Raw genomic sequence first — 23,728 nt, forward strand, 5'->3', positions numbered from 1 at the left:
CCGTGAACGAGAACATCGAGAACTTCCTGGATTCGTGGCCGCGAATCCAGGAAGGCATTCTCACGACCGTCTATCTGACCCTCGGCGGAGCCGCTCTCGCCTTCGCTCTGGCACTGCTGCTGGGCCTGGCAGCGGGAAACCGGCACATGTACGTGCGCGCCCCCGCTCGCTTCGTCGTCGAATTCTTCCGGGGCACATCGTTGCTGGTTCAGCTGTTCTGGCTGTTCTATGTGTTGCCGCTGTTGGGTTTTCAACTCGAAGCTATGTTCTGTGGAATCCTCGCGCTCGGTCTCAACTACGGTGCCTACGGTGCCGAGGTGGTGCGCGGTTCCATTGCGGCCGTCGCGAAGCCGCAGTGGGAGGCCGCTCTGGCGCTGAACTTCTCTCCGTGGCAACGGCTGCACCGCGTCGTGTTCCCACAGGCATGGGTGCAGATGATTCCACCGCTGACGAACCTGCTGATTCAGCTACTCAAGGGCAGTGCACTCGCCAGTTTCGTTCTGCTGCAGGACCTCACGTACCAGATCACTCAGCTGCGACGCACCACCGGCGACACGCTCTTCGCCTTCGGAGTCGGACTTGTCATCTACTTCGTCATCGCCTACATCCTCACGCTGTTCATGAACCTGCTCGAGGTGCGGGCCAAAGGACGTCTCGGATCCGGGCCGTCGATGCGTGAAGTACTGCGCCTGAAACCCGAACGCGCCGACCAGAATGTGGGGGTGGGTCGATGAGCGTCGACTGGAGCTGGGAACGCGCGTGGGACGCCCTGCCCTTCCTGCTCGAAGGCTTCAAGATCACGCTGCTGGCCACCGTGCTCGGATTCGTCCTCGCTGCGACTCTCGGTCTGGTGATCGCGGTGGTACGCCACTCGGGGCCGAAATTCGTCACCGTTCCACTTCGGATGATCAGCGAGTTCATCCGTCTGACACCGCTGATCGTGCAGCTGCTGTTCGCGTACTACCTGCTGCCACAGTTCTCTGCGTTGCAGATCGGTATCACCGTCCTCGGTATCCACTACTCGACCTACATGGCCGAGGTGTACCGCGCCGGCATCGACGCCGTCCCTCCGGGACAGTGGGAAGCCGCTCGCGCACTGTCCTTGCCGAGTACCCGGACGTGGCGCGCGGTGGTCCTGCCCCAGGCAGTGCGCAGCACAACGCCTGCGTTGGGCAACTACGCGATTTCGATGTTCAAGGACACGCCGTTCCTGTTCGCGATCACCGTCGTCGAGATGGTCACAGCGGCGCAGCAATACGGCGCGAGCACGTTCCAATACCTCGAGCCGATCACGTTGGCCGGCGTCATCTTCCTGTTGGCGAGCTACCCGACATCGATCCTCATCAGAAGACTGGAGAAGTCCCTTGCCTACTGACGATTCGGGCACCGTACCGATGATCAAGTTCGACAAGGTGGTCAAGCAGTTCGGCGATCACGTCGTTCTCGATCATCTCGACTTCCAGGTTCGCCGCGGCGAACGCGTCGCGTTGATCGGGCCCAGTGGCTCCGGTAAGACGACGATTCTGCGTTTGCTGATGACCATCGAGAAGGTCAACGACGGTGTCATCTGGATCGAGGACGAGCCGCTGACGCATCAGCGCAAGGGCGACAAGCTCGTCGTCGCATCGGAAAAACACCTTCGGAAGGTGCGTACCCGCATCGGCATGGTGTTCCAACAGTTCAACCTGTTTCCCAACATGACTGTGCTGCAGAACATCACCGAAGCTCCCGTTCACGTACTCGGCAAGAGCAAGGCCGAGGCCACCGAGCGTGCGCGCGAGCTTCTGCAGACGGTGGGGTTGGCGGACAAGGAGAATGCGCATCCGACCAAGCTGTCCGGCGGACAGCAGCAGCGCGTGGCTATCGCCCGTGCGCTGGCCATGGATCCGGACATCCTGCTGCTCGATGAGGTGACCTCGGCGCTCGATCCCGAGCTCGTCGCCGATGTGCTCGACGTGCTGCGTGCTATTGCCGAGACCACCGACATCACGATGCTCATCGTGACGCACGAGATGGGATTCGCCCGCGACGTAGCCGACCGAGTCCTGGTGTTCGACGAGGGCAAGATCCTCGAGGAGGGACCGCCGGCGGACATCTTCAGCAACCCACAGCAGGAGCGAACGCAGCGATTCCTCAAAGCTGTTCTTGCAGAGTGACGAACGTGTGACCATGGGCTGGGTGGACTCGAACGGTCACACTCATCGGTTCGTGACAAAGGCGAGAGAATCGACGGGCGGCGATACCACCACGGGGTCGCGACCCGACCACAGATCCAGCACGGCTTTGGGACGCGCCAACAACTCTCGCGCATAGTTGCGCACCACCGCAAGGGTATTGCAGTCGATGCACTCCGCCGTGACTCCGTCGACGTCGAGGTCCATGTCCTCACACAACGCCACTGCTCGCGACACATGGAGGGGTTGGCTGATGATCAGTCCCCGCTCGACGCCGAACGTCTCCTTCGCGCGAGCGCACGTGTCGTAGGTGTCGATGCCGTGATCGTCGCCGATGATCACGCTCGGGTCGATTCCGTGCTCGACCAAGTAGTCGGTCATCGCTTGGATCTCGTTGCCGGAGTTGCCGTCTGCGTCACCGGAGACCAGAATTGCCTTGATCTTTCCCGCCGCCATCAACGCGATCGCAGTGTCGAGACGTCCGGAGAGAAACCGCATCGGCTTGCCGTCGCGCACCTGTGCGCCGAGGACGATGGCCACCGGCGCGTCAGGCGCATCGTCGACGTCGTACACCTTCCCCGCCGTCGCGTATGCCACCCAACCGGCCGATGCCAGAACGACGGCAACCAGGGCGGCGACCACCGCACAGAAAGCACGAACGAGACGTCCGGCCAATCCTCGGGGCTTCGATTCGGTACTCATGATCTCGTTTCGTCGGCGGGAAGAAACCTCAAGCTAGCCCACGAACACGGCGTCCAAGCGTCGCCGAGGCGCACCCATACCGATTCCACAGTGATCCCTCAGAGCCCGCCCCCTGCGTGATTGCGCAGTTCGGAGACGGAGTACCGTTCGATCAGTGAATCCGCTGCTGACCTCTCGACGGTATGTCGACTTGCGTCTGCAAGCCAGCGCTACCTGTTGACGGTCCTCTAGACCGCAACCTCTGAAGTTCGGCCCATTCGGCCGACCAGCACTTCTGTCGCTCACCCCTGTCGACACCTCCCCTTTTCGAAAGGCATATCCATGTCTGCGCCCAGCGCTACCCGAACGCGCCGTGTCCCTACCTGGGCAACCGCGTTCGGTCCACAAATCGTTGCCGGTCTCGTCCTCGGTGTCGTTCTCGGACTCGTCGCTCGCTCGATGCCCGACGCCGCCGACGGCAACGACAACTGGTTGGTCGGAACCCTGTCGACCATCGGTTCGAGCTACGTCAAACTTCTCACCGTCGCGGTGATCCCGCTGGTGTTCACGGCGATCGTCAGTTCCATCGCCAACCTGCGTGAGGTCACCAATGCTGCTCGTCTGGCGATCCAGACGCTGTGGTGGTTCGCCATAACAGCATTCATCGCCGTGATCATCGGCATCGTGATCGGCTTGGTCGCGCAGCCGGGCTCGCGTACCAGCGCGGGTGCCGAGTCGGCGGGCGATCCATCGAGTGTCGGGTCGTGGTGGTCGTTCCTCACCGGATTGGTGCCGAACAACTTCCTCGCACTCGGCGCGAAAACCACGGTCGCCGAGAGCGGTACCGCAACCACGTCGTTGAGCTTCAACATCCTGCAGTTGCTGGTCATCGCCGCGGCCATCGGAATTGCTGCTCTGAAAGTCGGCAAGAAGGCGGAGCCGTTCCTCGCGTTCAACGCCTCGTTGCTGGCCATCGTGCAGAAGGTGCTGTGGTGGATCATTCGCCTGGCACCGATCGGCACGGCGGCGCTGATCGGCAACGCGGTGGCGACATACGGCTGGGACGCAATCGGTTCGCTCGGCGTGTTCACCGTGTCGATCTACATCGGCCTGGCCGTGGTCTTCTTCGTGGTGTACCCGGTGATCGTTCGCGCCCACGGCCTTTCGGTGCGCAACTTCTACTCGGGCGTCTGGCCTGCCACCCAGCTGGGCTTCGTGTCTCGCTCGTCGATCGGAACCCTGCCGCTCACCGAGCGCGTCACCGAACGTAATCTCGGAGTTCCGCGCGAGTACGCGTCGTTCGCGGTGCCACTGGGAGCGACGACGAAGATGGATGGTTGCGCGGCAATCTATCCCGCGATCGCGGCCCTCTTCGTTGCTCAGTTCTACGGCATCGATCTCACCATCACCGATTACCTGCTGATCATCGTGGTCTCCGTGATCGGTTCTGCAGCAACGGCAGGCACGACGGGTGCGACGGTCATGCTCACCCTTACGCTGTCGACACTCGGCTTGCCGCTGGCCGGAGTCGGCCTGCTGCTCGCGGTGGAGCCGATCGTCGACATGGGCCGCACCGCAGTCAACGTGACAGGTCAGGCATTGGTGCCGACCATCGTCGCCAAGCGTGAGGGAATCCTCGACCTCGAGCGCTACAACGCTCCGCGAAACGGCGACCCCTTCGTCGACGAGGAGGAGGAAGTGGAACTCGCTCGCTGACAGGGTAAATCGATCTGCGATTCCCGACGACCGAGCACCTGGGTCGTCGGGAATCGGCGTCCAACGCGGTGGCGACAGCGCTTCGACAGTGGATGCAGTCTCGGCATCCGCCGCCTCGACACTGGCGAAATAGTGCTGAAAGAACTCGCGCATCGTCTTGATGATCTCGATCTGCTGCTTGATCGCGAAGCGCGCGGAGCGTTCTTCGCCAACCGCCAAACGATGGATATTCGCTTGAAGTTGTCCGCGCCAGTGGACGAGATTGTGGTTCAGCCCGTACTGCTCCATCGTTTTCAGCGTCCCATCGATGCCGGAAAGAACGGTTCCACATCAACTGCGTGTCGATTGACCTCGGTGCACGGTTCGCCCTCCAGGTCTCGTGAACCCTTCTTTTGGAGGTCGAGCACGATAAGACCATCGCCTGTACCGAGCGCGACTGCGCAACCGACCAACTGCATGTCGTCGGCGTGGCGCAGTTGAGTCGCGGTGCGCCCGGACAATTTCAAGTCCACCCCGCGCACGAACGACGGGCTGTGCAAAAGTTCGTCGATGGACTCCAACTACGACAGAACTGCGACGTAGTACCAGCTGTTCAGCGCTACCCCATCCCAGGTGCAGCCCCTCCAACCGGGATACGTCGTGATTCCCGCAAAGTCCGGTCGTGCGGTGCTGACGTCCAACCCACTGGCCGTCACTGCAGGTTTGGGAATACTGCACGGATCGAATGGCTCCGGGCCGGCCACCGTCGTCGTCGATACCGTCGAGGAGTCTTCACTCGCGGCGGGTGTGTCCTGCGTCGAGCCCGCACAACCGGTCAGCATCACTGCCGAAGCACAGACCACCGCCAGTCGGTGCCCACCCAGTAGCCGCATTCGTTCAACCTCTCGACACAGACGTCACTGAGCGGTTGGACGCGCCGCGAGCGCAATCGGTTCCCTAGACGGTCTGCGAGGTTCTGATTTCCTGCGCGCCCTCGGAAGCGAGGCTCCGGCGTTCCGCCGCCCACACCCACAGGGCCAGCGAGATGAGCGCGATGACTTCGGCGACGACAAGCACCCGCTCCACATAGCCGAGGGTGACCACTCGGTACCACGGGCGCGATCCGGTGGCACCGACGGCGAGCGCATAAAAGATCGGGAGCAGAGTCACAACCGAAAGTGCGCTGAGTCCCATAGTCACTCGCGCACGAACCGCCCACACCCCGTCTCGAATCCACGGGCGAGAGAACGCGAACACCGCAACGGGGATGCTCACGAACGCGACCGCCGCGCCGAGTCGATGGATCGTGCCCCCGACGCTGAGCGCCGAATCGTTCGACCAATCCTGCTTCGGCACAGCGACGACGGCGACAAGTCCCACGGTCCACAACACGAGGCCGATCGACGCGGCGGAAGCGGGCCGAGTGAGGCGGTGCCGGAGTGCGACGGCGAGCGTGAGAGCCGAACCGATTGCGAGCAGAACGACGCCGATCGAGAACACCCACTGCTGCGCGCCGAGACCGTATTCGCTGATCGTTCGGCGCAGATGGGAGGGCGTCTGCCATGCCGTGTAAAGATCGAGAACCAGCACCACGAGTGCGCCCAGAACGATCGACAGGGTGCCGATCAGGGCCGGTCGAATCGGCACAACGACTCCCCTTCCGGAAAGCGTCGATCGCCGTCCTCACACCATGGTGCCTGAAAGTCCGGTGTACCCCTTGACCTCGATGACAGGCAGGCATAACGTACAACCATATGGTTGTAGATGTGTTGAGTGATGCCGAGGTCGATCGCCTGTTCCAGGCCTTCGCTGACACGACGCGGCGCGACATCGTCGCGAAGGTCACTGTCGGTGAACGGTCCGTATCGGAGTTGGCGGCTCACTACGCCATGAGCTTTGCCGCTGTACAGAAGCACGTCGCGGTTCTCGAACGCGCCGCAGTGATCACGAAACACAAGCGCGGGCGGGAGCAGATCGTGCGAGTTCGATTGGACACCATCGCAAGAGCGCGAGCACTGCTCGACACTTACGAGGAGATCTGGCGACAACGCGTCGACCGGATCGACGACCTTCTTTCCCAGGACGAGAAAGGCTGAATCATGCCGTTCATCAGCTCGCACAAAGACCCCGAGAATCTGACCATGACCGTGATCGCGGAGTTCGACGCGAAAGTCGAACGCGTCTGGCAGATCTGGGAGGACCCGCGCCAGCTCGAACGGTGGTGGGGCCCGCCCACATGGCCTGCGACCTTTGTCTCGCACGACTTCGTTCCGGGCGGCAAAGCGTCGTACTACATGTCCGGGCCGGACGGCGAAAAGGCAGCCGGCTGGTGGCTTTTCACCGAAATTTCTGGTCCGGCCACCCTGTCGTTCGACGACGGGTTCGCCGACGACTCCGGCAATCCGTCGTCGACGCTGCCCGTCACCCATGCCACCGCAACACTCGACGATGTCGGCGGCACAACACGGATGACCATCCGTTCGCGGTTCGACAGCCTGAGTCAACTCGAGGCGCTCGTCGCGATGGGCATGGAAGAGGGCATGAGTCTCGCGCTAGGTCAGATCGACGCCATCGTCGCCGAGTGATCGTGCAGCGTCACGATGCGACCGCCACGCGATCAGCGCTCGACTGCTCCCCCACAGGCTGAAGCCGAGCAACAAGAAACCAGGCAGGACTGCACCGATCGTGTCGATCGAACTGTCGACGGCACCCGCGGCGGCGAGAATCAGGGCGAGCACGCCGAGCACTGTCAACGCCGCGCCGAGGCCGGCAAAGAAACGTAGCTTCCACACCAGAGCGAGCGCGACGAAGTGCACGCCCACCACCGTCGAAATCCAGGCGACCGCAGCCTGCGGTGCATCGAGTGGACCGTTGATGATCGCGAGACCGCCGAAGATGGCAACCACCTCGATAGCGACCACAACCCAGTACCCGCGGCCGAAGCCGCCGCGGGCACCGCCCTCCGGTGCGGGGGCCGGAGGCACTCGCCACACCGCAAGAAGCACGGCGACCAACGCCACCACTGCGACGACGCGCACCCCGATGGTCAGCGTCGTCGACAACGTATCCGAATTGACGAAGACGAAGACCAGTCCGAAAACGGCTCCGATGATCGAGCCGATCTTTTCGGGAGCCATGCGTGCGCCGGGTTCCATGCGGCCCACCGTCGCACAGTTTCACCGCCTGTACACCGAATCCGCGACGAAGCTTGCCGGTCGACAAGCTGCGACCTGCCCTGAGCCAGAGCGGCGCCGATTGATTGTGGTGAATGAAACTTCGGTCTCTGCTACGAATTTCCGTGCACGTGCGGCGAAGCCGCTCTACTCCGGTACGGAACTGACGGTGAACGGCTCGACGGGCTCTCCCCCACGCTTGTCGAACTGACTGTTCACCACATACAGCCGATCGTCCATGGCCGCAACGGTTGTCGGGTACGCGAACGATGGGTCCGTGATCTCGCCGGTGACCGCGCCGGTTCGGCCGTCGTCGTCCAGATCGACCGTCGCGATGAGACCGTCGCGATTGCGAACGACGTACAAGGTGTCGTCGTCCATCTCGAGACCGTCGCCGTTGGTCAGCGTCGCACCACCGAGGTCGACCTGAGTGACCTCTTTCGAGGTCTTGTCGATGCGATACAGGTTTCCGGTACTGGACTGCACGACGATCAACGCCGATTCGTCGTCGTTCTCGACGATTCCGTTGGCGTTGAATCCCTCCCCGTAAGCGAACGGAGTGCCGTCGAAACTCACGAACGTCTCCATCGGAGCGTCCTGCGTTCCGGCCGTCATCTGCTCGACGGGAATGCGGAACAACGCCGGGCTCCGCGAGTCCGTGACGTAGGCATCGCCGTTGTCGGCAATGGCGACATCGTTGAGGAATGTCGCGTCGGCACCGAGCCCGTTGGTGAAGGTGGCAACCAGATCACCGGAATTCGCGTCGTACACCCACACCTTGCCGGTGGCCCCACCGGCGATGACCAAGTAGTCGGCGCGATCGTCGTCATCGGTCACGTCGATTCCTGCGGCCGCGGTGCGTCCGTCCGCGCCGCCCGGCAAGAAGACCGAGACATCCGGCGAGCCGACGGTCCCACGAAACACTGCGCCGTCGGACGTGGACGTCACATAAAAGGTGTCGTCCGCGGCGGCGATGCCTTCGGGGAACACTGCGCTACCGGGCAGGTCGTAGACCGTCGCAGAGCCCGAACTCGGTGATGTCGACGCCGGCGCGGAGGAATCACTGTTAGTGGTCGGTGCCGGCTCCGCGGTATCCGAGGACCCGCAGGCGCTCAGCAACAATGTGGCGACGGCAACAGCAGGGGCTATACGAGAGACTCGGTTCACACGTCCGAGTGTTCCATATGTCTCAATTTCCGGGCATTTGTCCTGGTGAAGAGGTTTCCGGTCCGCCAGTTTCGTACAGTCGAGACCATGAGTGATCTCTCCTCCCTTGCCGCAGCCGACAGCGACCTCGGAGGGATCGCCGGTTGGGCAGTGAGTCTGATGGAGGCGATCGGCGGCCCAGGCGCCGGAATTGCCGTCGCAGCGGAGAACTTCTTCCCGCCCCTTCCCAGCGAGATCATCCTGCCCCTCGCCGGGTTCACGGCATCTCAGGGCGGTATGACGCTACTGAGTGCGGTGTTCTGGACGACGGCAGGCTCGGTGATCGGTGCACTCGTCCTGTACTGGCTCGGCATCAAACTCGGCCGCGATCGGATGTATGCCATCGTCGAGAAGATGCCGTTCGTCGGGACGGAGGATCTGACCAAGGCCGAGGACTGGTTCAGTCGCCACGGCCGGTCCGCCGTGTTCTTCGGCCGCATGATTCCGATGGTCCGGTCCGGCATCTCGATCCCGGCCGGAGTGGCACGGATGCCGATTCTGCAATTCACCCTCTACACCACACTCGGCAGCCTGATCTGGAACTCCATCTTCGTGCTCGCCGGCTACTTCCTCGGGGAGAACTGGCACTACGTAGAGAACTACGCCTCGGTGTTCCAGTACGTCGTCATCGGCATCGTTGTCGCCTTGATCGCGTGGTTCGTGGTGAAGAAAACGAAGTCCAGGCGCGTCGAGGTGCAGTAGATCCTCACAGCTCGTCGATATCGATGAACCCGTCCTGTAGGGCACGCACCAGCAACGTCGCTTTGGTCGGAGCAGTTCGCCCCACTGCCGTGTACTTGGCTCTGATGCGCGTCAGATGTGTGTTGACGGTTCCCATCGAGAGATAGAGCAAGCGCGATGCGTCGGCTTTGGAATCCGAGATGAGCCAGGTCGTGAGTACTTCTACTTCGCGAGCGCTGAGCCGTGGGTCGGGTGCGTCTCCGACGCGGAAGTCGAGCACTGTCATGGAGGTCCTTGATGTCGGGCACCACCGCTGTCCCGGTGGAGCGAGCACGGCCAATGACACCGCACTCACTCCGCTGCGTCACTCCGAGGAATGACCTGGGTTGCTCTCACCTGAGAGTGAACACTGTCACCTGCGCCGCCGCACTCGACCTCACCTCGGTAAAGTCCGCCTCTATGACCGAGCTCGACGCGACCGCCGCCCACTTCGTCGAGGCGGGTGTCGCATTGCTGATCGCGCATCCGCAGAAGATTCTCGAACGGGGACTACGGATCGAGGACGTCGTCCACGAGGCCGACTCGTCGACAGCAACGTTCTTCCGCAAGTTCAACACCAAATCCGACTTCCTCACCACGGTCGTCGAGCATCTGTCCCGAACACCCCTGCCCGCCGACGTTCGCGACACCGTTCGCACGCAGATGACGAACAGCGGCGCATCGATTCGCGCAGCGGTGTCGGCGCTCGTTGCGCACTACTTTCCGGCAATCGTCGACCAGAAGAGCACCACTGCGACTCTTCTCGACCATGTTTTCCGCGGACCTGCTTCCGCGGCACTCGCCGGCGGCTACCGCCTTCGAGACGACGCCCTACTGGACGCGTTCGAGGCACTGTTCGATCCCGAAGGTGGGGCCTTTCGCCGTCCCTTCACGGCCCGATCGTTCGCTGTGACGGTCAATGCCCTCGTCGACGGCTTTCGCATCCGAAGTCAGGTGGACCCCGCTTCCGTATCGGCAGACGTGATGTCCGACGCGGTGCTCGCCTTCCTCGGGGCCGTCGTCGACACGTCGGGACATCATCAGCACCTCGATGATGTCGTGGGGGACGTCGGCGGTGTGCCGGTCGAGGAACGGCCGATGCCTCGTGATCCGCGTGCTGCGATCGTCACCGCTGCCCGTGACGAGTTCGGAAAGCGTGGCTATTTCATGACGCGTATGGACGACGTCGCCGATATCGCCGGAGTGCCGAGGGCGGCCTGCAAGACGCTGTTTCCGACCAAGCCGTCCGTCATCGTTGCGGCGTTGCAGAGCCGAGTCGATCGTCTTCGCGAGTCGGTGGCCGACGACCAGTTGCTCGGCCTCGACGAGCTCACGATTCTGCAGAATCACATGCTGCGGTGCGCGCAACTCGCCGCCGACGAACTCGAATTCATGGACGCTCTCCTCGTCGCCGTCGCACACGACACGTACGGCGAGCCGGAGGGACTGATCTCGATCAAGGAGAAGCTCAACCTGCCGGCGATCATCGCACCGGTCATCGCACGAGGGCAGGACAGCGGTGTCTTCCGAACGAGCTTCGGCCCAGTCGATCTCGCGGCAGGCATCACCAACACTCTGTTGATGCGGTGCTTCACCCGACGACAGAACAGCCCGCAGGACAACGCGACGTTCGTCGGTGAACTTCTCCTCGACGGACTCGGTACGCACTGAGCGTGCTCGATGTACTCGGCCCGATCGGCGGCCGGGTCGACGACAAACCGCCGCCCACCGGTGACGTCATGAAAGGTCGCTTACGTCAAGGCCGTCCGGAATCCCCGAGCTTCTGTGCCGCCTCGCGCAATTGCACGCCGATGCGATCGGTCGCCTCGTCGAACAGATCTCGCGCCGCGCTGAGATTCAAGGAGGCCAGCTCATCGCTTTCGCGCTCCTCGAGTTCGGCGAAGTCCGGAGACCCGTGATGCTCGATCCACCGCATCTTCTCGAGTTCCTTCTCGATGTCCATCAGTCCGTCCAGATACGAACGCAATGCCGTCAAACGCAGTATCAGGGTGCGTTGGCGATCGGCGAGTGCTTCGGTGCGCCGGGCGTACATCGCTTGCACCTCCGCATCGTTGGCGAGATGACCCGACGGTGGGCCACCGAGACGATCGAAGGCAGCCTGGAGCAGCCCTGCACTGCGCGCTACCGAGGCCACTTCCGCAGACAGGTCGATGCGCACGATCCGGTGCGCTACGTCATCCGCCGTCCATGCCGCAAGGCCCTCGATAGCAGTAGCCAGAGCAGCGACGACGTAGACGACACTGCCCGTGACCGTCTTTCGAAGGCTCTCGAGCTCTGCGATGTCGGCTTGTCCTCGACTTGCCGGCTCCCGATCCACGACCTTGCGCACTCTGTCCAGCCTGGTTGCAGTCGGGGGATCATGCGCAGTGGATCTAGCGGCGAGACGCCAGGAGGTAAGTGCCTCTCGGACGAAGTGGCCGTGCGCTCCACGCCACGCCGGCTTGCCGAGATCGACCAGTGCGTCGTCGATCGCACGCTGATCCTTCGACCGACGATCGAACGGGTTCCATCCCATGTCCACTCCCCACGCAGTCAGTCCTTCGGAATACGGTAACGACTGCCCATGAACACGAAGGCCGCGTATCCCAGAATCGCCACCACATAGAGCACCGTCGGCACCACGAAGACCCAGACGCTCACCGACGCATCGGTGGTCGTACCCGCAACGACGCATATCCAGGCGAACAGCAGTGCAGTCGCGACACCGATCCAGTCGAGGTCCTCGGACATCTTGCGATTCAGTTCGGGCCGATTCTCGGCGGAGGTCCAGTACTCGTGCAGTCGTCGACTGGGCAGATTCACCATCTGGGCCGGGACCTTGGGAAGCCACCAGCCGACGCTCGCGAACAGCCCGATCATGACGAATCCGGTGCCGCCCATAGTGAGGAGAAAGGAAAGCTTCGAGTCCATCCGATCCACCTGACCGGATCCGTCGAAGTGCGCGGGCACTTGATCCCCCGCAGTGACGGCAACCCAGATCAGAGCGCCGATGAACACCAGAGTTGACAGCAGTAGGGCTGCACGCGAAAGCTTCATCGGAGTCCACAGTAGCGCCGGAGGCACCGATGCCCAACAACGAGTTCGGGGACTTCCAGACCCCGATCGAGTTGGCGCGCGCGTTGGTGAACACACTGCCTCGACAACGGTGGACTCGCATCCTCGAACCCACCTGCGGTGTCGGGAACTTCCTGTCGGTGATGGCGCAGAGTCATCCCGAAGCAGAGCGCGTCGGGATCGAAGTACAGCCCGAGTATGCCTCCTCCGCATCACAATTCGGCAGGATAGTCACTGCGTCGATCTTCGACTTCGACCTGGCGGGTGATGTCGACTGGACATCGGAGCCAGGCCCGACTCTCGTCATCGGAAACCCACCGTGGGTGACCAACTCACAACTGTCGGTGCTCGATTCCATCAATCGCCCTTCCCGCGCGAACACCAAGAACGCTCGCGGGATCGACGCGATCACCGGAAGCTCGAATTTCGATATCGCAGAATTCATTTGGATCAAACTCGTCACCGAGTTCAGCAATAGACCGGTGACCATCGCGATGATCTGCAAAACCCAGGTAGCTCGAAACGTTCTGTTGCACTGTGCTCGACACAGCCTTCCTGTTACCAGCTCGAGTCTGCGAATGATCGATGCGAAGAAGTGGTTCGACGCAGGGGTCGATGCCTGCTGGTTCACGGTTGAACTCGGGCCGGGCAGGACCGACTACACCGCGCAGACATATCCGCGCGTCGACGCGTCACAACCGGACAACAGAATCGGGGTCGTCGACGGCCAACTGGTCGCGAACGTCGCCGCGTACGAGCGGAGCAAGCAATTCGACGGTGCCAGCCCACTCACCTGGCGGCAGGGCATCAAGCACGACGCCACCGCGGTGATGGAGTTGATCGAAAGCGGCGGTCCACAAACCAAAATGGGAGGCAGCGTAAGCATCGAACCCGACTACCTGTTTCCATTGTTCAAGTGCACCGATGTCTACCGGGACAAGCTGAACTCGGTGTCCAGGTGGATGATCGTTCCGCAAGCGCACACCGGTGACGACACCGCGCAGCTGGCGGACAGCGCGCCGAAGCTGTGGAAGTACCTGACCGACAACGCCGCTGTGCTCGACGGGCGGAAGTCGTCGATCTACCGACGTCGCGCGCGGTTCTGCATATTCGGTGTCGGGCCGTACACGTTTGCGCCGTACAAGATTGCGATCTCCGGGTTCCACAAGATTCCACAATTCAGGATGGTCGGCCCCTATGACGGCACACCGGCGGTGTTCGACGACGCCACCTACCTGCTCCCTTTCGAGGATCCCGCATCATGCGCAGTCGCCCACGCGCTATTGACTGGACCGGAAGCCACGGATCTCATTGCCGCTCTGGCATTCTGGGACAGCAAGCGGCCGGTAACGAAAAAGCTTCTGCAACGCATCGACCTCTCGGCCATCGCGTGCGAGACCGACCGAGATACAGTGCGATCCCGAGCCCTGGCTGTGCATCCGAACCGCAGCGCGGTGGATCGGGCCATCAACGTCTTCACAGATCGGTCTTGATCGTTTCGGCCAGTCGGTCCAGGTAATCGGCGTTGCGTTTGTAGTGCACCCACGGCCCGATCTTGGTGCTGGTCACCAGGTGGGCGCGTTGTAGCACCGCCATGTATTGCGAGGCCGTCGATTGCGAGACGCCCGCTCTGGATTGAATATGCTTGAGGCACACCCCTACCTGGTCGGCCGGTTCGAGTTGGGGCGGAAAATCACTCGGGTCCTTGAGCCATCGCATGATCGCCAATCGGGCCGGGTTACTGAGCGCACCGAACACTGCCGCAAGCTCCGCGGGGTCCAGTTCGTCAGCCACCCTCGAAGCGTACTCCAATATCGCAATATCCCGATCTGTGGTCTACTTGCCTAGACATCGCAATATCGCGATATCCAGATAAGGAGTAACTCATGCAGCGAGCAGTAGTCGTGGGGGCCAACGGAGTGATCGGCGGAAACCTTGTCGCCCACCTGCAGCGAAGCAGGGATTGGGACATCATCGGGCTCTCACGGCGCGGAGGTGTCGACAGCGAACGCGTCCAGCACATTGCGGTGGATCTCCTCGATGGCGAGGAGACTCGACGCCGGCTCTCGCACCTGACGGACGTGACGCACATCTTCTACGCCGCGTATCAGGAACGCCCCACGTGGGCCGAGCTCGTGCCTCCCAACCTGGAGATGCTCGTCAACGTGGTCTCCGTGATCGAGCGCAGTTCGCCCACTCTGAAACACGTCAGCCTGATGCAGGGATACAAGGTGTACGGCGCGCATCTGGGTCCGTTCAAAACGCCTGCCCGCGAATCCGATCCACCGCACATGCCGCCCGAGTTCAACGTCGACCAACAGCACTTTCTGGAGACCCGTCAGGTAGGCAAGACGTGGACCTGGTCGGCGATGCGGCCATCGGTGGTGTGCGGTGTGGCACTCGGAAATCCGATGAATCTGGCCACCGTCATCGCTGTCTACGCAACCATGTGCAAGAAGCTGGGCGTACCGATGCGTTTCCCGGGCAAGCCCGGTGCCTTCGGATCGCTGTTGGAAATGACCGATGCATCGTTGCTGGCCGAAGCGACGGTATGGGCCGCAACCACTCCCGAGTGCGCGAACCAGGCGTTCAACATCACCAACGGAGACCTCTTCCGCTGGAACGACATGTGGCCTCGCATCGCAGGTCTGTTCGGTGTGGATACCGCCACCCCACTGCCGATGTCTTTGGCCGATGTGATGGCAGACAAGGAGTCGCTGTGGAATTCGATCGTTGCCGAGCACGATCTGAGGCCCACTCCCTACCGCGATGTATCTGCCTGGGGATTCGGCGATTTCGTGTTCTCCTGGGATTACGACGTCATCTCCGACGGTTCCAAGGCGCGCCGCCTGGGCTTTCATCGTTTCGTGGACACCGAGGCAATGTTCGCCGAGATCTTCGCCGAGCTACGTCGCCTACGGATCATTCCCTGAGGGGAGCCACCATGCGCACCACCGGAGTGGGCCGGATAGTTTGAAACGGCACGAACGCCGATCGAGACCTACGGGAGAACAATGCATCCGTTCGACACAGCAGTCGCCCTCGAGACCATCGGCGACGGCACCTACCGCGGCAGGACGTCAGCGCCGTACAACAACATGGTCGGCCCGTTCGGTGGCCTCACTGCTGCAACGTTCGTTCGAGCCATCGAACTGCACCCGGAATGCCTCGGATCACCGGTCTCGCTCACGGTCAACTTCGCCGGTCCCGTCTCCGAAGGCGAATTCGAGATCTCCGCACGTCCGGTGCGAACCAACCGAAGCAACCAGCATTGGTATCTCGAACTGACGCAGAACGGTGCGGTGGCCACTACGGCTACAGCGGTGTTCGGGGCACGACGTGACACCTGGGACAACATCGAGGCGACGGTCCCTGACGTTCCCTCACCCGCCGACACCAAGCAAGGCGGTCTACCCGACGCCATCGCGTGGGCTCAGAACTACGAGATGCGTTTTGTTGCAGGCGCACTGAGCGATCAGGAGTCCGCAGACTCGACCGAAACTCTCTGGATCCGCGATACACCGCCGCGGCCGATGGACTTCGCAGCCTTGACCTCGCTGAGCGATGTGTTCTATCCACGAATCTTTCAGCGGCTGGGCAAGTACGTTCCGGCGGGCACCATCTCGTTGACGACCCACTACTTCGCGACGCCCGAGGATCTCGAGCAGCACGCCGACGGGTACGTCCTCGGCACCGCACGTGCACGCCGATTCCATCAGGGCTACTTCGACCAGACCGCGGAATTGTGGACCGAGGGTGGGAGTCTGCTGGCCACCAGCCACCAGGTGGTCTACTACAAGATCTGAGCAGCCGACGACTGCTCCAGCACCCGACGCACCGCACCACGCGCACCGCTGTCCTGCAGCGAACGCTTGGCTCGCTGGTACGCGCCTCGTAGTCTCGGGCTGCCCGCAAGATCCCCGAACACCGCCCGGTTGGTCAGAAACGCGCCCGGGTTGTCGTGGTCTTCCCACGACAATCTTTGCAGGCGTTCGGCATCGGCGTCGATCATCGGAACGTCCCCGCGCTCGTACACTGCACACCAGGCGGCGAGCACCAGAGCGGCATGATCGACCGATCGATCCTCGGCAAGCCGGTCGCGGATCACCGGCAGAACGAATTTCGGGATTCGCGCGTAGGCGTCGACGATCTGACGTTCGAGAGTGTCGCGAACTGCCAGACTCGAAAATCGTTCCAGCAGCTGCTCGATATAGGCATCGAGGTCGATGCCCGGTACCGGCGCGAGCGTCGGAGCAGCCTCGGCACGCATATACGACGCGACGAATTCGCGCAGGTCAGGACTGGCCATGACGTCGTGCACGTGGGTGTAGCCGGCCAGGATACCGAGGTAGCTCATGGCCTGATGAGAACCGTTGAGCAGGCGCAGTTTCATGTGCTCGTAGGGGCTGACGTCGGTCACGAGCTGCACGCCGACGTCTGCGAAGGGTGGTCGCCCGAACGAGAAGGAATCTTCGAGTACCCACTGCGAGAACGATTCCGACTGGACAGGCCACAGGTCCTCGATGCCGAAGTCGCGTCGCAGGTCGTCGACGACGGTGGGCGTTGTTGCCGGGGTGATGCGGTCGACCATCGAATTGGGGAATGCGGCCGTGGCATCGATCCAGTCGGCCAGGTCGCTGTCGTGGTGGCGAGCGAAAGACGTCAGCGCGGTGCGAGTGACCGTTCCGTTGTGGACGATGTTGTCGCAGGACATCACCGTGAACGGCGGAATTCCGTGGAATCGGCGGGTGGCGAGGGCAACGGTGAGAAACCCGAAGACACTCGACGGCGTGGAGAGGTCCTCGAGGTCGGCGAGCACCGCGGGATCGGTCGGCTCGAACACTCCGGTCACATCGTTCACGCCGTAGCCGGCCTCGGTGATGGTGAGCGAGACGATCATCGTGGCGGGTGAGCTGAGCACGTCGAGCACTCCCTGCGGATCGTCGGGTGCAAAGACGAAGTCCGCGACCGAACCGACAACTCGCGCGTCGCGTCGGCCATCGGGGTCCACGGTCACGACGGTGTAGAGATGATCCTGAGCATCGAGGATCTCCCCGATTCGCCTGTCTCCCGGCAGAACTCCCACTCCGCACAGCGCCCAGTCGAGGTGACCGGCAGCGAGAAGGCGATCGAAGTACACGGCCTGGTGTGCGCGGTGAAACGCGCCGACCCCGAAATGCACCACTCCGCAGTGCAGTTCGTCCGCGTCGTACTCGGGCTTCGCAACGCCCGCAGGCAGGTCTTTCGATGTGGTGCGACGAAGCTCGATCATGACGGGTCCTCGGGGTCGGACGAACGTGGTGAGCGGTGGCGCTCCCGGGCATGTTCTGCCACCAGGAGCACCACCGCAGCTGAAGGGGTTACACGTCGGGGATCAGCAGGACGACTTGTAGACGTACTGCGCACCCTCGCCGTCGATGTTGTCGGCGGTGATGACATGGAAGCCGGTCGAGATCTCGGCGGTCACCGGCTGGTCGTCGATGGCGGCCATCGCCTGCGCGACGCCATCGGTACCGATGGTGTCGGGCTGCTGCGCGATCAGTGCCTGCACCGTTCCTTCACGAAGCTGCTTGACCTGCGCGGGGCCTGCGTCGAAGCCGATGATCTTGACCTGATCCTGCTTGCCCGCCTGCCGAACTCCGGTCGCGGTGCCCTCGGCTGCGAACGTGTTCGCGGCGAAGATGCCGGTGATGTCGGGGTCCTTGGCCAGGGCGGCCGAGACCAGACGAGCAGCTTCGGCCGGGTCGTTGTGGCTGTATTGCACGCCGAGGTAGTCGAAGGCCGGGTTGGCACCGACAGCTTCCTCGAAGCCCTCCACTCGGGCGTCGGCAGTGGAGATCCCGGGATCGGTGGAGATGACGAGCACCTTGCCGCCGGCCGGGCTCAGCCGCTCTATCGCGTTGAACGCCTCGGCCCCACCGCCCTTGTTGTCGGACGAGATGGAGGAGACCGCGATGGACGGGTCTTCCAGGGTGGTGTCGACGAGAACGACCTTGATACCCGCCCTGGAGGCTGCCTCGAGGGGCGCCTGCATGGCGGCCACGTCGGTGGGCGCGATGAGGATCGCCGAAGGCCGTGATGCGACAACCGAATCCACGATCGGCTTCTGCAGGGTGGGATCGAACTTGACCGGGCCCTGCGTATCGACGGTGACGCCTGCATCCTTCGCCGCAGCTTCGATTCCGCACTGCATGCTGATGTAGAACTCGTCGCCGCTGACGCCCTGAATGAAGGCGATGTTGCCGCTGCCGCCACCGCTTCCGGAGTCGGACGAACAACCCGCCAGGAACATGGCGGAGACCGAAGCGACACTCAGTGCAACGACGGCGGTGCGTGATGTGATCATGGTCGACTTTCTTGTAAGGGGTGTGCGATAGAGGGAGTTTCGAGACCGGCCGAGGCTAGGGACTTCGGGACCAGAGTTTCTTGAGTGAGCTGGGCGATTGACCTCGGCTCGCTGCGTCACGTCGACGCTGATCGAAGTAGACCGCTGCGATGAGGACAGCACCGACGGCGACCTGCTGCCAGAACGGCTGGACTCCGACGATGACGAAGCCGTTCTGCAGCACGGCAGGGATGAACAGTCCGACGACGGTGCCGAACATGGTGCCAATGCCGCCGAACAGGCTCGTTCCACCGATGACCACTGCCGCAATGACATTGAGGTTGGTCTGCGACTGCCCGGCGATGGCGGTGGTGCCGTACTGGGACAGCGACAGAATCCCGGCAAACCCGGCGAGGGTACCGGAGAGCGCGTAGACCTTGACCAGGTGCATGTCCACCTTGATGCCGACGCGTCGAGCAGACTGCTCCTTGGAGCCGACGGCAAAGGTGTACAGACCGAACTTGGTCCGATGCAGCACGATTCCGAAGATCACCACGAGCACCAATGCGATGCTCGAAATCAGGGGAATGGTGGTGGCCGGGAAGTTCCCGTAGCCGATCGTGTCGACGAGAACCGGTGGTACGTCGCGGATGTCGACGCCCCCGGTGATGACCTGCGAGAGCCCGAGAGCGCCACCCAGGGTCCCGAGAGTCACGATCAGCGGAGGCACGTTGGCCTTACCGATCAGGAAACCGTTGAGCAATCCCCAGCAGAGGCCACACCCCAGTGCCACCACGATTCCGACGGCGGCTACTCCCCACCCGTCGCCGCCGATCGCGGCCATGGTCTTGGCCGAGACGACGCCGGAGAAGACGAGAACGGAGCCGACCGACAGATCGATGCCACTGGTGACGATGACGAACGTCATGCCGATTCCGAGAACGGCCAGGATGGATACGTTCTGGATGATCTGGCGGATGTTGCCCCACTCGGGGAAGCTGCCGGGAGCCATGATCGAGAACACGAGACAGATCGCAGCCAAGACGAGCACGATCTGGAACACCTGAACCCGGGCCAACTTACCGAGCGCTTCGACGAGATCGAAGGAGTGGCGAGACGGTTTGTCGCCGGGCGGCATCGGCTCGAGGGAGGGGCTGATGGTCTGGTTGGTCATCGTGTGGCTCCGGTGGTTGCGCCGGTCATCGCGCCGACGAGTTCTTCCATGGTCGTGTTCTTGGCGTCGAGGGTCGCCACGCGCTTGCCCATTCGCAGCACCTGAACCCGGTCGGCAACTTCCATCACGTGCGGCATCGAGTGACTGATGAACACCACGGCCACTCCCCTGTCCGCTACGCGGCGAATGGTGTCGAGCACGTTTCGGGTCTGCACCACGCCGAGCGCTGCGGTCGGTTCGTCCAGAAAGACAACACCTTTGGCCCAGGCCACCGCACGCGCGATCGCAATGGCCTGCTGTTGGCCACCCGACATGGCTCCGACCGGAACGGTGAGGCTACGCACGGTGGCTCCGAGTTCGTTCAACGCGTCCTGCGACTGCTTGCGCATCGTCGAGACATCGAGAAAGCCGAGATGGCCGAGCAGCCCTTTCGCGGGAAGTTCCCGGCCAAGGAACATGTTCTGCTGCGCGTTCAGGTGCGGCGCGAGAGCGAGATCCTGGAACACTGTCTCGATGCCGAGTTCGGCTGCGACGGTGGGGCTGTCGAGATCGACCGCGGTGCCGTCGAACAGGATCTCGCCGGTGTCGACGGCCAGGCTGCCCGAGAGTGCCTTGACCAACGTCGACTTGCCTGCACCGTTGTCGCCGATGAGGGCGACGACCTCGCCGGGGTAGATGTCGAAATCGGCGTCGTCGAGAGCACGCACGTTTCCGAAGCTCCTCGACAATCCCCTCGCTTCGAGGATCGGTGTCGCAACAGGTGCAACGCTGGCCATGGATACTCCTAGGTCGAATCGAGAAGCTTGGATGCGGGATGTCCACCCCCACCGGTGCCGGTGCAGCACGGTCGGTGACGTGGTCTGCGAGGCAGGTCGAGCTCCCTGCGGGGCTCGTTGTGTAAACGAGTGTGACCCACGCAACCCGCATTGTCACGTGTTTCGCGAAAATTCATGTCACCGGTGACATGACACAAACTCTGCACACCGATCGAGCCGCACTGCCGGCCGGCTATCGGACCGAGCGGTACCGTCTCTGAACTGCAGGTATTTGCGATATGGCCGATTTCTACGCTGACGCAACCGGGCTGGGGTACCGTCCATGACACCGATGACATACACGGCCTCCGAGAAGCCGATGACATCGATGACATGACCATTCGGAAACAGTGAAGGTAGAGCCCCATGGCGAAGTTCGACGGCCGGAAGATCTTGGTGACAGGTGCCAGCGGAGGCATCGGGTCGGCGACTGTGCGGCGGTTGATGGCCGACGGTGCCGACGTCGTCGCCGCGGGCCAATCGGTCGATGCACTGAACAAGCTGGCCGACGAAACAGGCGCAACGCCCCTGGCCTTCGACCTGACCTCCGAGGACAGCGTCCGCGAGGCTGTCGAAGGCCTCGAGCTGTACGGCGTGGTGAACTGCGCAGGATTCGGCGGCGAGATCGCCACGCCTCAAGACACCGACATCTCGATCTTCGACAAGGTCATCGCCATCAATGCGCGCGGCGCACTGTTGGTCATCAAGTACACCGTCCCGGCCATGATCGCGGCGGGTACCGGTGCCATCGTCAACGTCTCGAGCCAGGCCAGCCTGGTTGCACTCACCGGCCACATCTCGTACGGCTCGTCGAAAGCGGCTCTGGACAACATCACTCGTGTCTCTGCACTCGAGCTCGGCCGACACGGAATTCGAGTCAACGGTGTCAATCCGACCGTCGTGATGACGGAGATGTCTGCGTTCTACTGGGGTCGCCCCGAGATCGAGGAGCCCTTCCTGGCTCAGATGCCGCTGGGACGGTGGGCCACCGAAGACGAGATTGCCGCGCCGATTGCCTTCCTGCTGAGCGATGATGCTTCCATGGTGACTGGAGTGTCGTTGCCGGTCGATGGCGGCTACACCAGTCGCTGACGAGACGATGACGAGCGGACGGGGGTAGATCATGACCACCATGCAAGACGTCGCGGCGCTGGCCAAGGTCAGTGCCAAGACCGTCTCACGGGTGTACAACAACGACCCTCACGTCGACCCCGATACCCGTGCCCGCGTCACCGAGGCCCTGAATTCGCTGAACTACGTGCCCAATACGATGGCCACGTCGTTCCGCAACGGTCAGGCGGCGGCCATCGGAGTCGCCGTCCCCGATATCGACGATCCCTTCTTCTCGTCGATCGCACGAGCCATCGAGGAACGCGCCCGCGAGGACGACATGGCCGTTCTGGTCACCAGCCTCGGTCATGACGGCGATCAGGAGCAGGCTCTGGTGGAGTCACTGCTGCGTAGGCAGCTGAGTGGTTTGATCATCGCGCCGACCGGTGCACATCACTCCTACCTGGAGCGGTGGATCGACAAGACCCCCACGGTGTTCGTCGATCGGGCTCCCGATGGACTCAAGGCAGACAGCTTCGTCGACGACGATCACGGCGGGGCGGTGTTGGCCACCGACCACCTCCTCGACCTGGGACATACCCGCATCGCGGTCATAGGTGACAGCGCCGGCATCCCGACCAGCCGAAACCGGCTCGAGGGTTATCGGGAGTCGTTGCACGCACGCGGAATCGACTTCGACGACACTCTCGTCGCTCTGGGTGTGTTGGACCGTGAGGATGCCCGGGTGGCATTGACCGACCTGACCGCCCTCGAAAGTCCGCCTACCGCACTGTTTCTGTCCAACGCGCGAGTGGCGATGGCATGCGTACCTGTTCTGCAGCAGATGAATTTGCTGCATCTGGCGTTCGTCGGATTCGGCGACTTTCCCCTTGCCGATGCAGTGATGCCACCGGTGACGGTGATCGATCAGAATCCCGCTCGTCTCGGCCGATTGGCCATCGAGCGACTACTGGGACGGATCGAAAATCCGACCAAGCGCTACAAGCGCCGCAACATCCTCGGCGTCGAGCTGATCGAGCGTCGATCCTGCACGCCCGGAAACGATCACCGCTGCGACTGATCCTCGAGGGCGTGCGCGACCAGGTCGACCTGCAGCGGGGTCGACAGTTCAGCATCGACCCGCAGATGGGGAACGAGCGGCTTCTCTGCCGGGGCGTCCAGCGACCGATGTGCATCGCGCTCCGCCCCACGCGCAGCGCGCCTGCGCGCCAACAGCTCTGGCGAGCCGTCGACGTGCACGACCAACGTCGCAGCGGGGGCGAGCTGCACGACCAGCCGTTCCCACTCCGCGCCTGCGGTCAATTCGCGGGTGAAGGGTGCGACCAGAACAGGCCGCTGACCGATCTCCACGAGGTCGTGCGCAGCAGCGAGCAGCACTGCGTATCGGCCGGCTCGAATACGTTCCGAGTGCGGGCCCGCACTGTTCCAGTGCGGGCCGTCCAACACCGAATCCAGCTCGTCGAGAAGCGGATTGGTGAGACTATCCAAGTCGAGTAGGGCGGTTCCGAACCGTCTCGCCAACTCTCTACCGAGTGTCGTCTTGCCACTTCCCGCAGCACCGGCAACGACCAGAACCGGCAGCCGTTCGCGATCGATCACGGAAACGTCTTGACAGACAT

The 23,728-nt window shown here is 62.7% G+C and carries 27 protein-coding genes; 13 read left to right on the top strand and 14 right to left on the bottom strand.

What is annotated here, in order from left to right; translation table 11 throughout:
• Positions 1-2 precede the first annotated feature (2 nt).
• Genes ehuC through ehuA form a run of 3 tightly spaced genes read left to right on the top strand, consistent with a single transcriptional unit; the run spans position 3 to position 2,156 of the window.
• Complete coding sequence (gene ehuC / locus MTX35_RS12980) at positions 3-734, top strand: ectoine/hydroxyectoine ABC transporter permease subunit EhuC (protein WP_243595372.1); 732 nt, start codon at positions 3-5, stop codon at positions 732-734.
• Positions 731-1,375 carry an ectoine/hydroxyectoine ABC transporter permease subunit EhuD gene (ehuD, locus tag MTX35_RS12985; protein ID WP_243595373.1) on the top strand — a complete coding sequence of 215 codons (645 nt, stop codon included), beginning with the start codon at positions 731-733 and terminating at the stop codon, positions 1,373-1,375. The genes ehuC and ehuD overlap by 4 nt, the downstream gene beginning before the upstream one ends.
• Before the next feature lie 19 nt (positions 1,376-1,394).
• Positions 1,395-2,156 carry an ectoine/hydroxyectoine ABC transporter ATP-binding protein EhuA gene (gene ehuA / locus MTX35_RS12990; RefSeq protein ID WP_243595548.1) on the top strand — a complete coding sequence of 254 codons (762 nt, stop codon included), beginning with the start codon at positions 1,395-1,397 and terminating at the stop codon, positions 2,154-2,156.
• 42 nt (positions 2,157-2,198) lie between these two features.
• Here the strand turns inward: ehuA and MTX35_RS12995 are convergent, their stop codons facing one another.
• Positions 2,199-2,876 carry a vancomycin high temperature exclusion protein gene (locus tag MTX35_RS12995; RefSeq protein ID WP_243595374.1) on the bottom strand — a complete coding sequence of 226 codons (678 nt, stop codon included), beginning with the start codon at positions 2,874-2,876 and terminating at the stop codon, positions 2,199-2,201.
• A gap of 321 nt (positions 2,877-3,197) precedes the next feature.
• On the opposite strand from MTX35_RS12995, the gene MTX35_RS13000 reads away from it, so the two are divergent.
• Positions 3,198-4,571 carry a dicarboxylate/amino acid:cation symporter gene (locus MTX35_RS13000; RefSeq protein WP_243595375.1) on the top strand — a complete coding sequence of 458 codons (1,374 nt, stop codon included), beginning with the start codon at positions 3,198-3,200 and terminating at the stop codon, positions 4,569-4,571.
• 293 nt (positions 4,572-4,864) lie between these two features.
• On the opposite strand, the gene MTX35_RS13005 is transcribed toward MTX35_RS13000, so the two are convergent.
• Together MTX35_RS13005 and MTX35_RS13010 are read right to left on the bottom strand one after the other, a co-directional pair.
• Complete coding sequence (locus MTX35_RS13005) at positions 4,865-5,131, bottom strand: hypothetical protein (protein ID WP_243595376.1); 267 nt, start codon at positions 5,129-5,131, stop codon at positions 4,865-4,867.
• Between the two features lie 376 nt (positions 5,132-5,507).
• Positions 5,508-6,197, bottom strand: coding sequence for a DUF998 domain-containing protein (locus tag MTX35_RS13010; RefSeq protein WP_243595377.1), 690 nt, complete (start codon positions 6,195-6,197; stop codon positions 5,508-5,510).
• Positions 6,198-6,304: 107 nt separating this feature from the next.
• On the opposite strand from MTX35_RS13010, the gene MTX35_RS13015 reads away from it, so the two are divergent.
• Positions 6,305-6,646, top strand: coding sequence for a metalloregulator ArsR/SmtB family transcription factor (locus MTX35_RS13015; protein ID WP_243595378.1), 342 nt, complete (start codon positions 6,305-6,307; stop codon positions 6,644-6,646).
• Between the two features lie 3 nt (positions 6,647-6,649).
• Complete coding sequence (locus tag MTX35_RS13020; protein WP_243595379.1) at positions 6,650-7,135, top strand: SRPBCC domain-containing protein; 486 nt, start codon at positions 6,650-6,652, stop codon at positions 7,133-7,135.
• Here MTX35_RS13020 and MTX35_RS13025 read toward each other — a convergent pair.
• Positions 7,103-7,705, bottom strand: coding sequence for a hypothetical protein (locus MTX35_RS13025; RefSeq protein ID WP_243595380.1), 603 nt, complete (start codon positions 7,703-7,705; stop codon positions 7,103-7,105). The genes MTX35_RS13020 and MTX35_RS13025 overlap by 33 nt on opposite strands.
• 165 nt (positions 7,706-7,870) lie before the next feature.
• Complete coding sequence (locus MTX35_RS13030) at positions 7,871-8,890, bottom strand: SMP-30/gluconolactonase/LRE family protein (RefSeq protein ID WP_243595381.1); 1,020 nt, start codon at positions 8,888-8,890, stop codon at positions 7,871-7,873.
• Positions 8,891-8,977: 87 nt separating this feature from the next.
• On the opposite strand from MTX35_RS13030, the gene MTX35_RS13035 reads away from it, so the two are divergent.
• Positions 8,978-9,631, top strand: coding sequence for a DedA family protein (locus tag MTX35_RS13035; protein ID WP_243595382.1), 654 nt, complete (start codon positions 8,978-8,980; stop codon positions 9,629-9,631).
• A 4-nt stretch (positions 9,632-9,635) separates the two neighbouring features.
• On the opposite strand, the gene MTX35_RS13040 is transcribed toward MTX35_RS13035, so the two are convergent.
• Complete coding sequence (locus MTX35_RS13040) at positions 9,636-9,896, bottom strand: LuxR C-terminal-related transcriptional regulator (protein WP_243595383.1); 261 nt, start codon at positions 9,894-9,896, stop codon at positions 9,636-9,638.
• Positions 9,897-10,069: 173 nt separating this feature from the next.
• On the opposite strand from MTX35_RS13040, the gene MTX35_RS13045 reads away from it, so the two are divergent.
• Positions 10,070-11,320: a TetR family transcriptional regulator C-terminal domain-containing protein gene (locus MTX35_RS13045; RefSeq protein WP_243595384.1), complete on the top strand. Its 1,251-nt coding sequence runs from the start codon at positions 10,070-10,072 to the stop codon at positions 11,318-11,320.
• Positions 11,321-11,405: 85 nt separating this feature from the next.
• Here the strand turns inward: MTX35_RS13045 and MTX35_RS13050 are convergent, their stop codons facing one another.
• Positions 11,406-12,185: a hypothetical protein gene (locus MTX35_RS13050; RefSeq protein ID WP_243595385.1), complete on the bottom strand. Its 780-nt coding sequence runs from the start codon at positions 12,183-12,185 to the stop codon at positions 11,406-11,408.
• Positions 12,186-12,202: 17 nt separating this feature from the next.
• Complete coding sequence (locus tag MTX35_RS13055) at positions 12,203-12,706, bottom strand: DUF1648 domain-containing protein (RefSeq protein ID WP_243595386.1); 504 nt, start codon at positions 12,704-12,706, stop codon at positions 12,203-12,205.
• Positions 12,707-12,735: 29 nt separating this feature from the next.
• Between MTX35_RS13055 and MTX35_RS13060 the strand changes: the two genes are divergently transcribed.
• Positions 12,736-14,217 (top strand): SAM-dependent methyltransferase, encoded by a 1,482-nt coding sequence (locus tag MTX35_RS13060; RefSeq protein WP_243595387.1) that lies wholly within the window; start codon positions 12,736-12,738, stop codon positions 14,215-14,217.
• Here the strand turns inward: MTX35_RS13060 and MTX35_RS13065 are convergent.
• Positions 14,201-14,443: an ArsR/SmtB family transcription factor gene (locus MTX35_RS13065; protein WP_374230295.1), complete on the bottom strand. Its 243-nt coding sequence runs from the start codon at positions 14,441-14,443 to the stop codon at positions 14,201-14,203. The genes MTX35_RS13060 and MTX35_RS13065 overlap by 17 nt on opposite strands.
• Before the next feature lie 167 nt (positions 14,444-14,610).
• Between MTX35_RS13065 and MTX35_RS13070 the strand changes: the two genes are divergently transcribed.
• Both MTX35_RS13070 and MTX35_RS13075 read left to right on the top strand, forming a co-directional pair.
• Positions 14,611-15,657 carry an SDR family oxidoreductase gene (locus tag MTX35_RS13070; protein ID WP_243595389.1) on the top strand — a complete coding sequence of 349 codons (1,047 nt, stop codon included), beginning with the start codon at positions 14,611-14,613 and terminating at the stop codon, positions 15,655-15,657.
• Positions 15,658-15,738: 81 nt separating this feature from the next.
• A complete protein-coding gene (locus MTX35_RS13075; RefSeq protein WP_243595390.1) occupies positions 15,739-16,530 on the top strand; it encodes an acyl-CoA thioesterase II in 792 nt (263 codons plus the stop codon).
• Here the strand turns inward: MTX35_RS13075 and MTX35_RS13080 are convergent.
• The 4 genes from MTX35_RS13080 to MTX35_RS13095 all read right to left on the bottom strand — a co-directional run bounded on the left by MTX35_RS13080 (position 16,518) and on the right by MTX35_RS13095 (position 20,999).
• Positions 16,518-17,996 carry a mannitol dehydrogenase family protein gene (locus MTX35_RS13080; RefSeq protein ID WP_243595391.1) on the bottom strand — a complete coding sequence of 493 codons (1,479 nt, stop codon included), beginning with the start codon at positions 17,994-17,996 and terminating at the stop codon, positions 16,518-16,520. The two genes, MTX35_RS13075 and MTX35_RS13080, sit on opposite strands and share 13 nt — an antisense overlap.
• A gap of 102 nt (positions 17,997-18,098) precedes the next feature.
• Complete coding sequence (locus MTX35_RS13085) at positions 18,099-19,070, bottom strand: ABC transporter substrate-binding protein (RefSeq protein ID WP_243595392.1); 972 nt, start codon at positions 19,068-19,070, stop codon at positions 18,099-18,101.
• 55 nt (positions 19,071-19,125) lie between these two features.
• The gene (locus MTX35_RS13090) at positions 19,126-20,223 is read right to left on the bottom strand and encodes an ABC transporter permease (RefSeq protein ID WP_243595393.1); all 1,098 of its coding nucleotides are present in this window, start codon (positions 20,221-20,223) and stop codon (positions 19,126-19,128) included.
• Complete coding sequence (locus MTX35_RS13095; protein WP_243595394.1) at positions 20,220-20,999, bottom strand: ATP-binding cassette domain-containing protein; 780 nt, start codon at positions 20,997-20,999, stop codon at positions 20,220-20,222. The genes MTX35_RS13090 and MTX35_RS13095 overlap by 4 nt, the downstream gene beginning before the upstream one ends.
• A 405-nt stretch (positions 21,000-21,404) precedes the next feature.
• Here MTX35_RS13095 and MTX35_RS13100 point away from each other — a divergent pair, with 405 nt between their 5' ends.
• Positions 21,405-22,130: an SDR family oxidoreductase gene (locus MTX35_RS13100; protein WP_243595395.1), complete on the top strand. Its 726-nt coding sequence runs from the start codon at positions 21,405-21,407 to the stop codon at positions 22,128-22,130.
• Positions 22,131-22,161: 31 nt separating this feature from the next.
• Entirely contained in the window at positions 22,162-23,169 is a 1,008-nt protein-coding gene (locus tag MTX35_RS13105; protein ID WP_243595396.1) for a LacI family DNA-binding transcriptional regulator, read from the top strand.
• On the opposite strand, the gene MTX35_RS13110 is transcribed toward MTX35_RS13105, so the two are convergent.
• Positions 23,154-23,708: an AAA family ATPase gene (locus MTX35_RS13110; RefSeq protein ID WP_243595397.1), complete on the bottom strand. Its 555-nt coding sequence runs from the start codon at positions 23,706-23,708 to the stop codon at positions 23,154-23,156. The two genes, MTX35_RS13105 and MTX35_RS13110, sit on opposite strands and share 16 nt — an antisense overlap.
• Between the last annotated feature and the right edge of the window lie 20 nt (positions 23,709-23,728).

The organism is Rhodococcus sp. ARC_M12 (assembly GCF_022810385.1).
GTDB classification, from domain to species: Bacteria; Actinomycetota; Actinomycetes; order Mycobacteriales; family Mycobacteriaceae; genus Rhodococcoides; species Rhodococcoides navarretei.

Coding starts and splice junctions, on each gene's coding strand:
- ehuD (WP_243595373.1), top strand. CDS start 731: ATGAGCGTCGACTGGAGCTGGGAACGCGCGTGGGACGCCCTGCCCTTC.
- ehuA (WP_243595548.1), top strand. CDS start 1,395: ATGATCAAGTTCGACAAGGTGGTCAAGCAGTTCGGCGATCACGTCGTT.
- MTX35_RS12995 (WP_243595374.1), bottom strand. CDS start 2,876: ATGAGTACCGAATCGAAGCCCCGAGGATTGGCCGGACGTCTCGTTCGT.
- MTX35_RS13000 (WP_243595375.1), top strand. CDS start 3,198: ATGTCTGCGCCCAGCGCTACCCGAACGCGCCGTGTCCCTACCTGGGCA.
- MTX35_RS13015 (WP_243595378.1), top strand. CDS start 6,305: ATGGTTGTAGATGTGTTGAGTGATGCCGAGGTCGATCGCCTGTTCCAG.
- MTX35_RS13020 (WP_243595379.1), top strand. CDS start 6,650: ATGCCGTTCATCAGCTCGCACAAAGACCCCGAGAATCTGACCATGACC.
- MTX35_RS13025 (WP_243595380.1), bottom strand. CDS start 7,705: ATGGAACCCGGCGCACGCATGGCTCCCGAAAAGATCGGCTCGATCATC.
- MTX35_RS13035 (WP_243595382.1), top strand. CDS start 8,978: ATGAGTGATCTCTCCTCCCTTGCCGCAGCCGACAGCGACCTCGGAGGG.
- MTX35_RS13040 (WP_243595383.1), bottom strand. CDS start 9,896: ATGACAGTGCTCGACTTCCGCGTCGGAGACGCACCCGACCCACGGCTC.
- MTX35_RS13045 (WP_243595384.1), top strand. CDS start 10,070: ATGACCGAGCTCGACGCGACCGCCGCCCACTTCGTCGAGGCGGGTGTC.
- MTX35_RS13050 (WP_243595385.1), bottom strand. CDS start 12,185: ATGGGATGGAACCCGTTCGATCGTCGGTCGAAGGATCAGCGTGCGATC.
- MTX35_RS13055 (WP_243595386.1), bottom strand. CDS start 12,706: ATGAAGCTTTCGCGTGCAGCCCTACTGCTGTCAACTCTGGTGTTCATC.
- MTX35_RS13060 (WP_243595387.1), top strand. CDS start 12,736: ATGCCCAACAACGAGTTCGGGGACTTCCAGACCCCGATCGAGTTGGCG.
- MTX35_RS13065 (WP_374230295.1), bottom strand. CDS start 14,443: ATGCGATGGCTCAAGGACCCGAGTGATTTTCCGCCCCAACTCGAACCG.
- MTX35_RS13070 (WP_243595389.1), top strand. CDS start 14,611: ATGCAGCGAGCAGTAGTCGTGGGGGCCAACGGAGTGATCGGCGGAAAC.
- MTX35_RS13075 (WP_243595390.1), top strand. CDS start 15,739: ATGCATCCGTTCGACACAGCAGTCGCCCTCGAGACCATCGGCGACGGC.
- MTX35_RS13080 (WP_243595391.1), bottom strand. CDS start 17,996: ATGATCGAGCTTCGTCGCACCACATCGAAAGACCTGCCTGCGGGCGTT.
- MTX35_RS13085 (WP_243595392.1), bottom strand. CDS start 19,070: ATGATCACATCACGCACCGCCGTCGTTGCACTGAGTGTCGCTTCGGTC.
- MTX35_RS13090 (WP_243595393.1), bottom strand. CDS start 20,223: ATGACCAACCAGACCATCAGCCCCTCCCTCGAGCCGATGCCGCCCGGC.
- MTX35_RS13095 (WP_243595394.1), bottom strand. CDS start 20,999: ATGGCCAGCGTTGCACCTGTTGCGACACCGATCCTCGAAGCGAGGGGA.
- MTX35_RS13100 (WP_243595395.1), top strand. CDS start 21,405: ATGGCGAAGTTCGACGGCCGGAAGATCTTGGTGACAGGTGCCAGCGGA.
- MTX35_RS13105 (WP_243595396.1), top strand. CDS start 22,162: ATGACCACCATGCAAGACGTCGCGGCGCTGGCCAAGGTCAGTGCCAAG.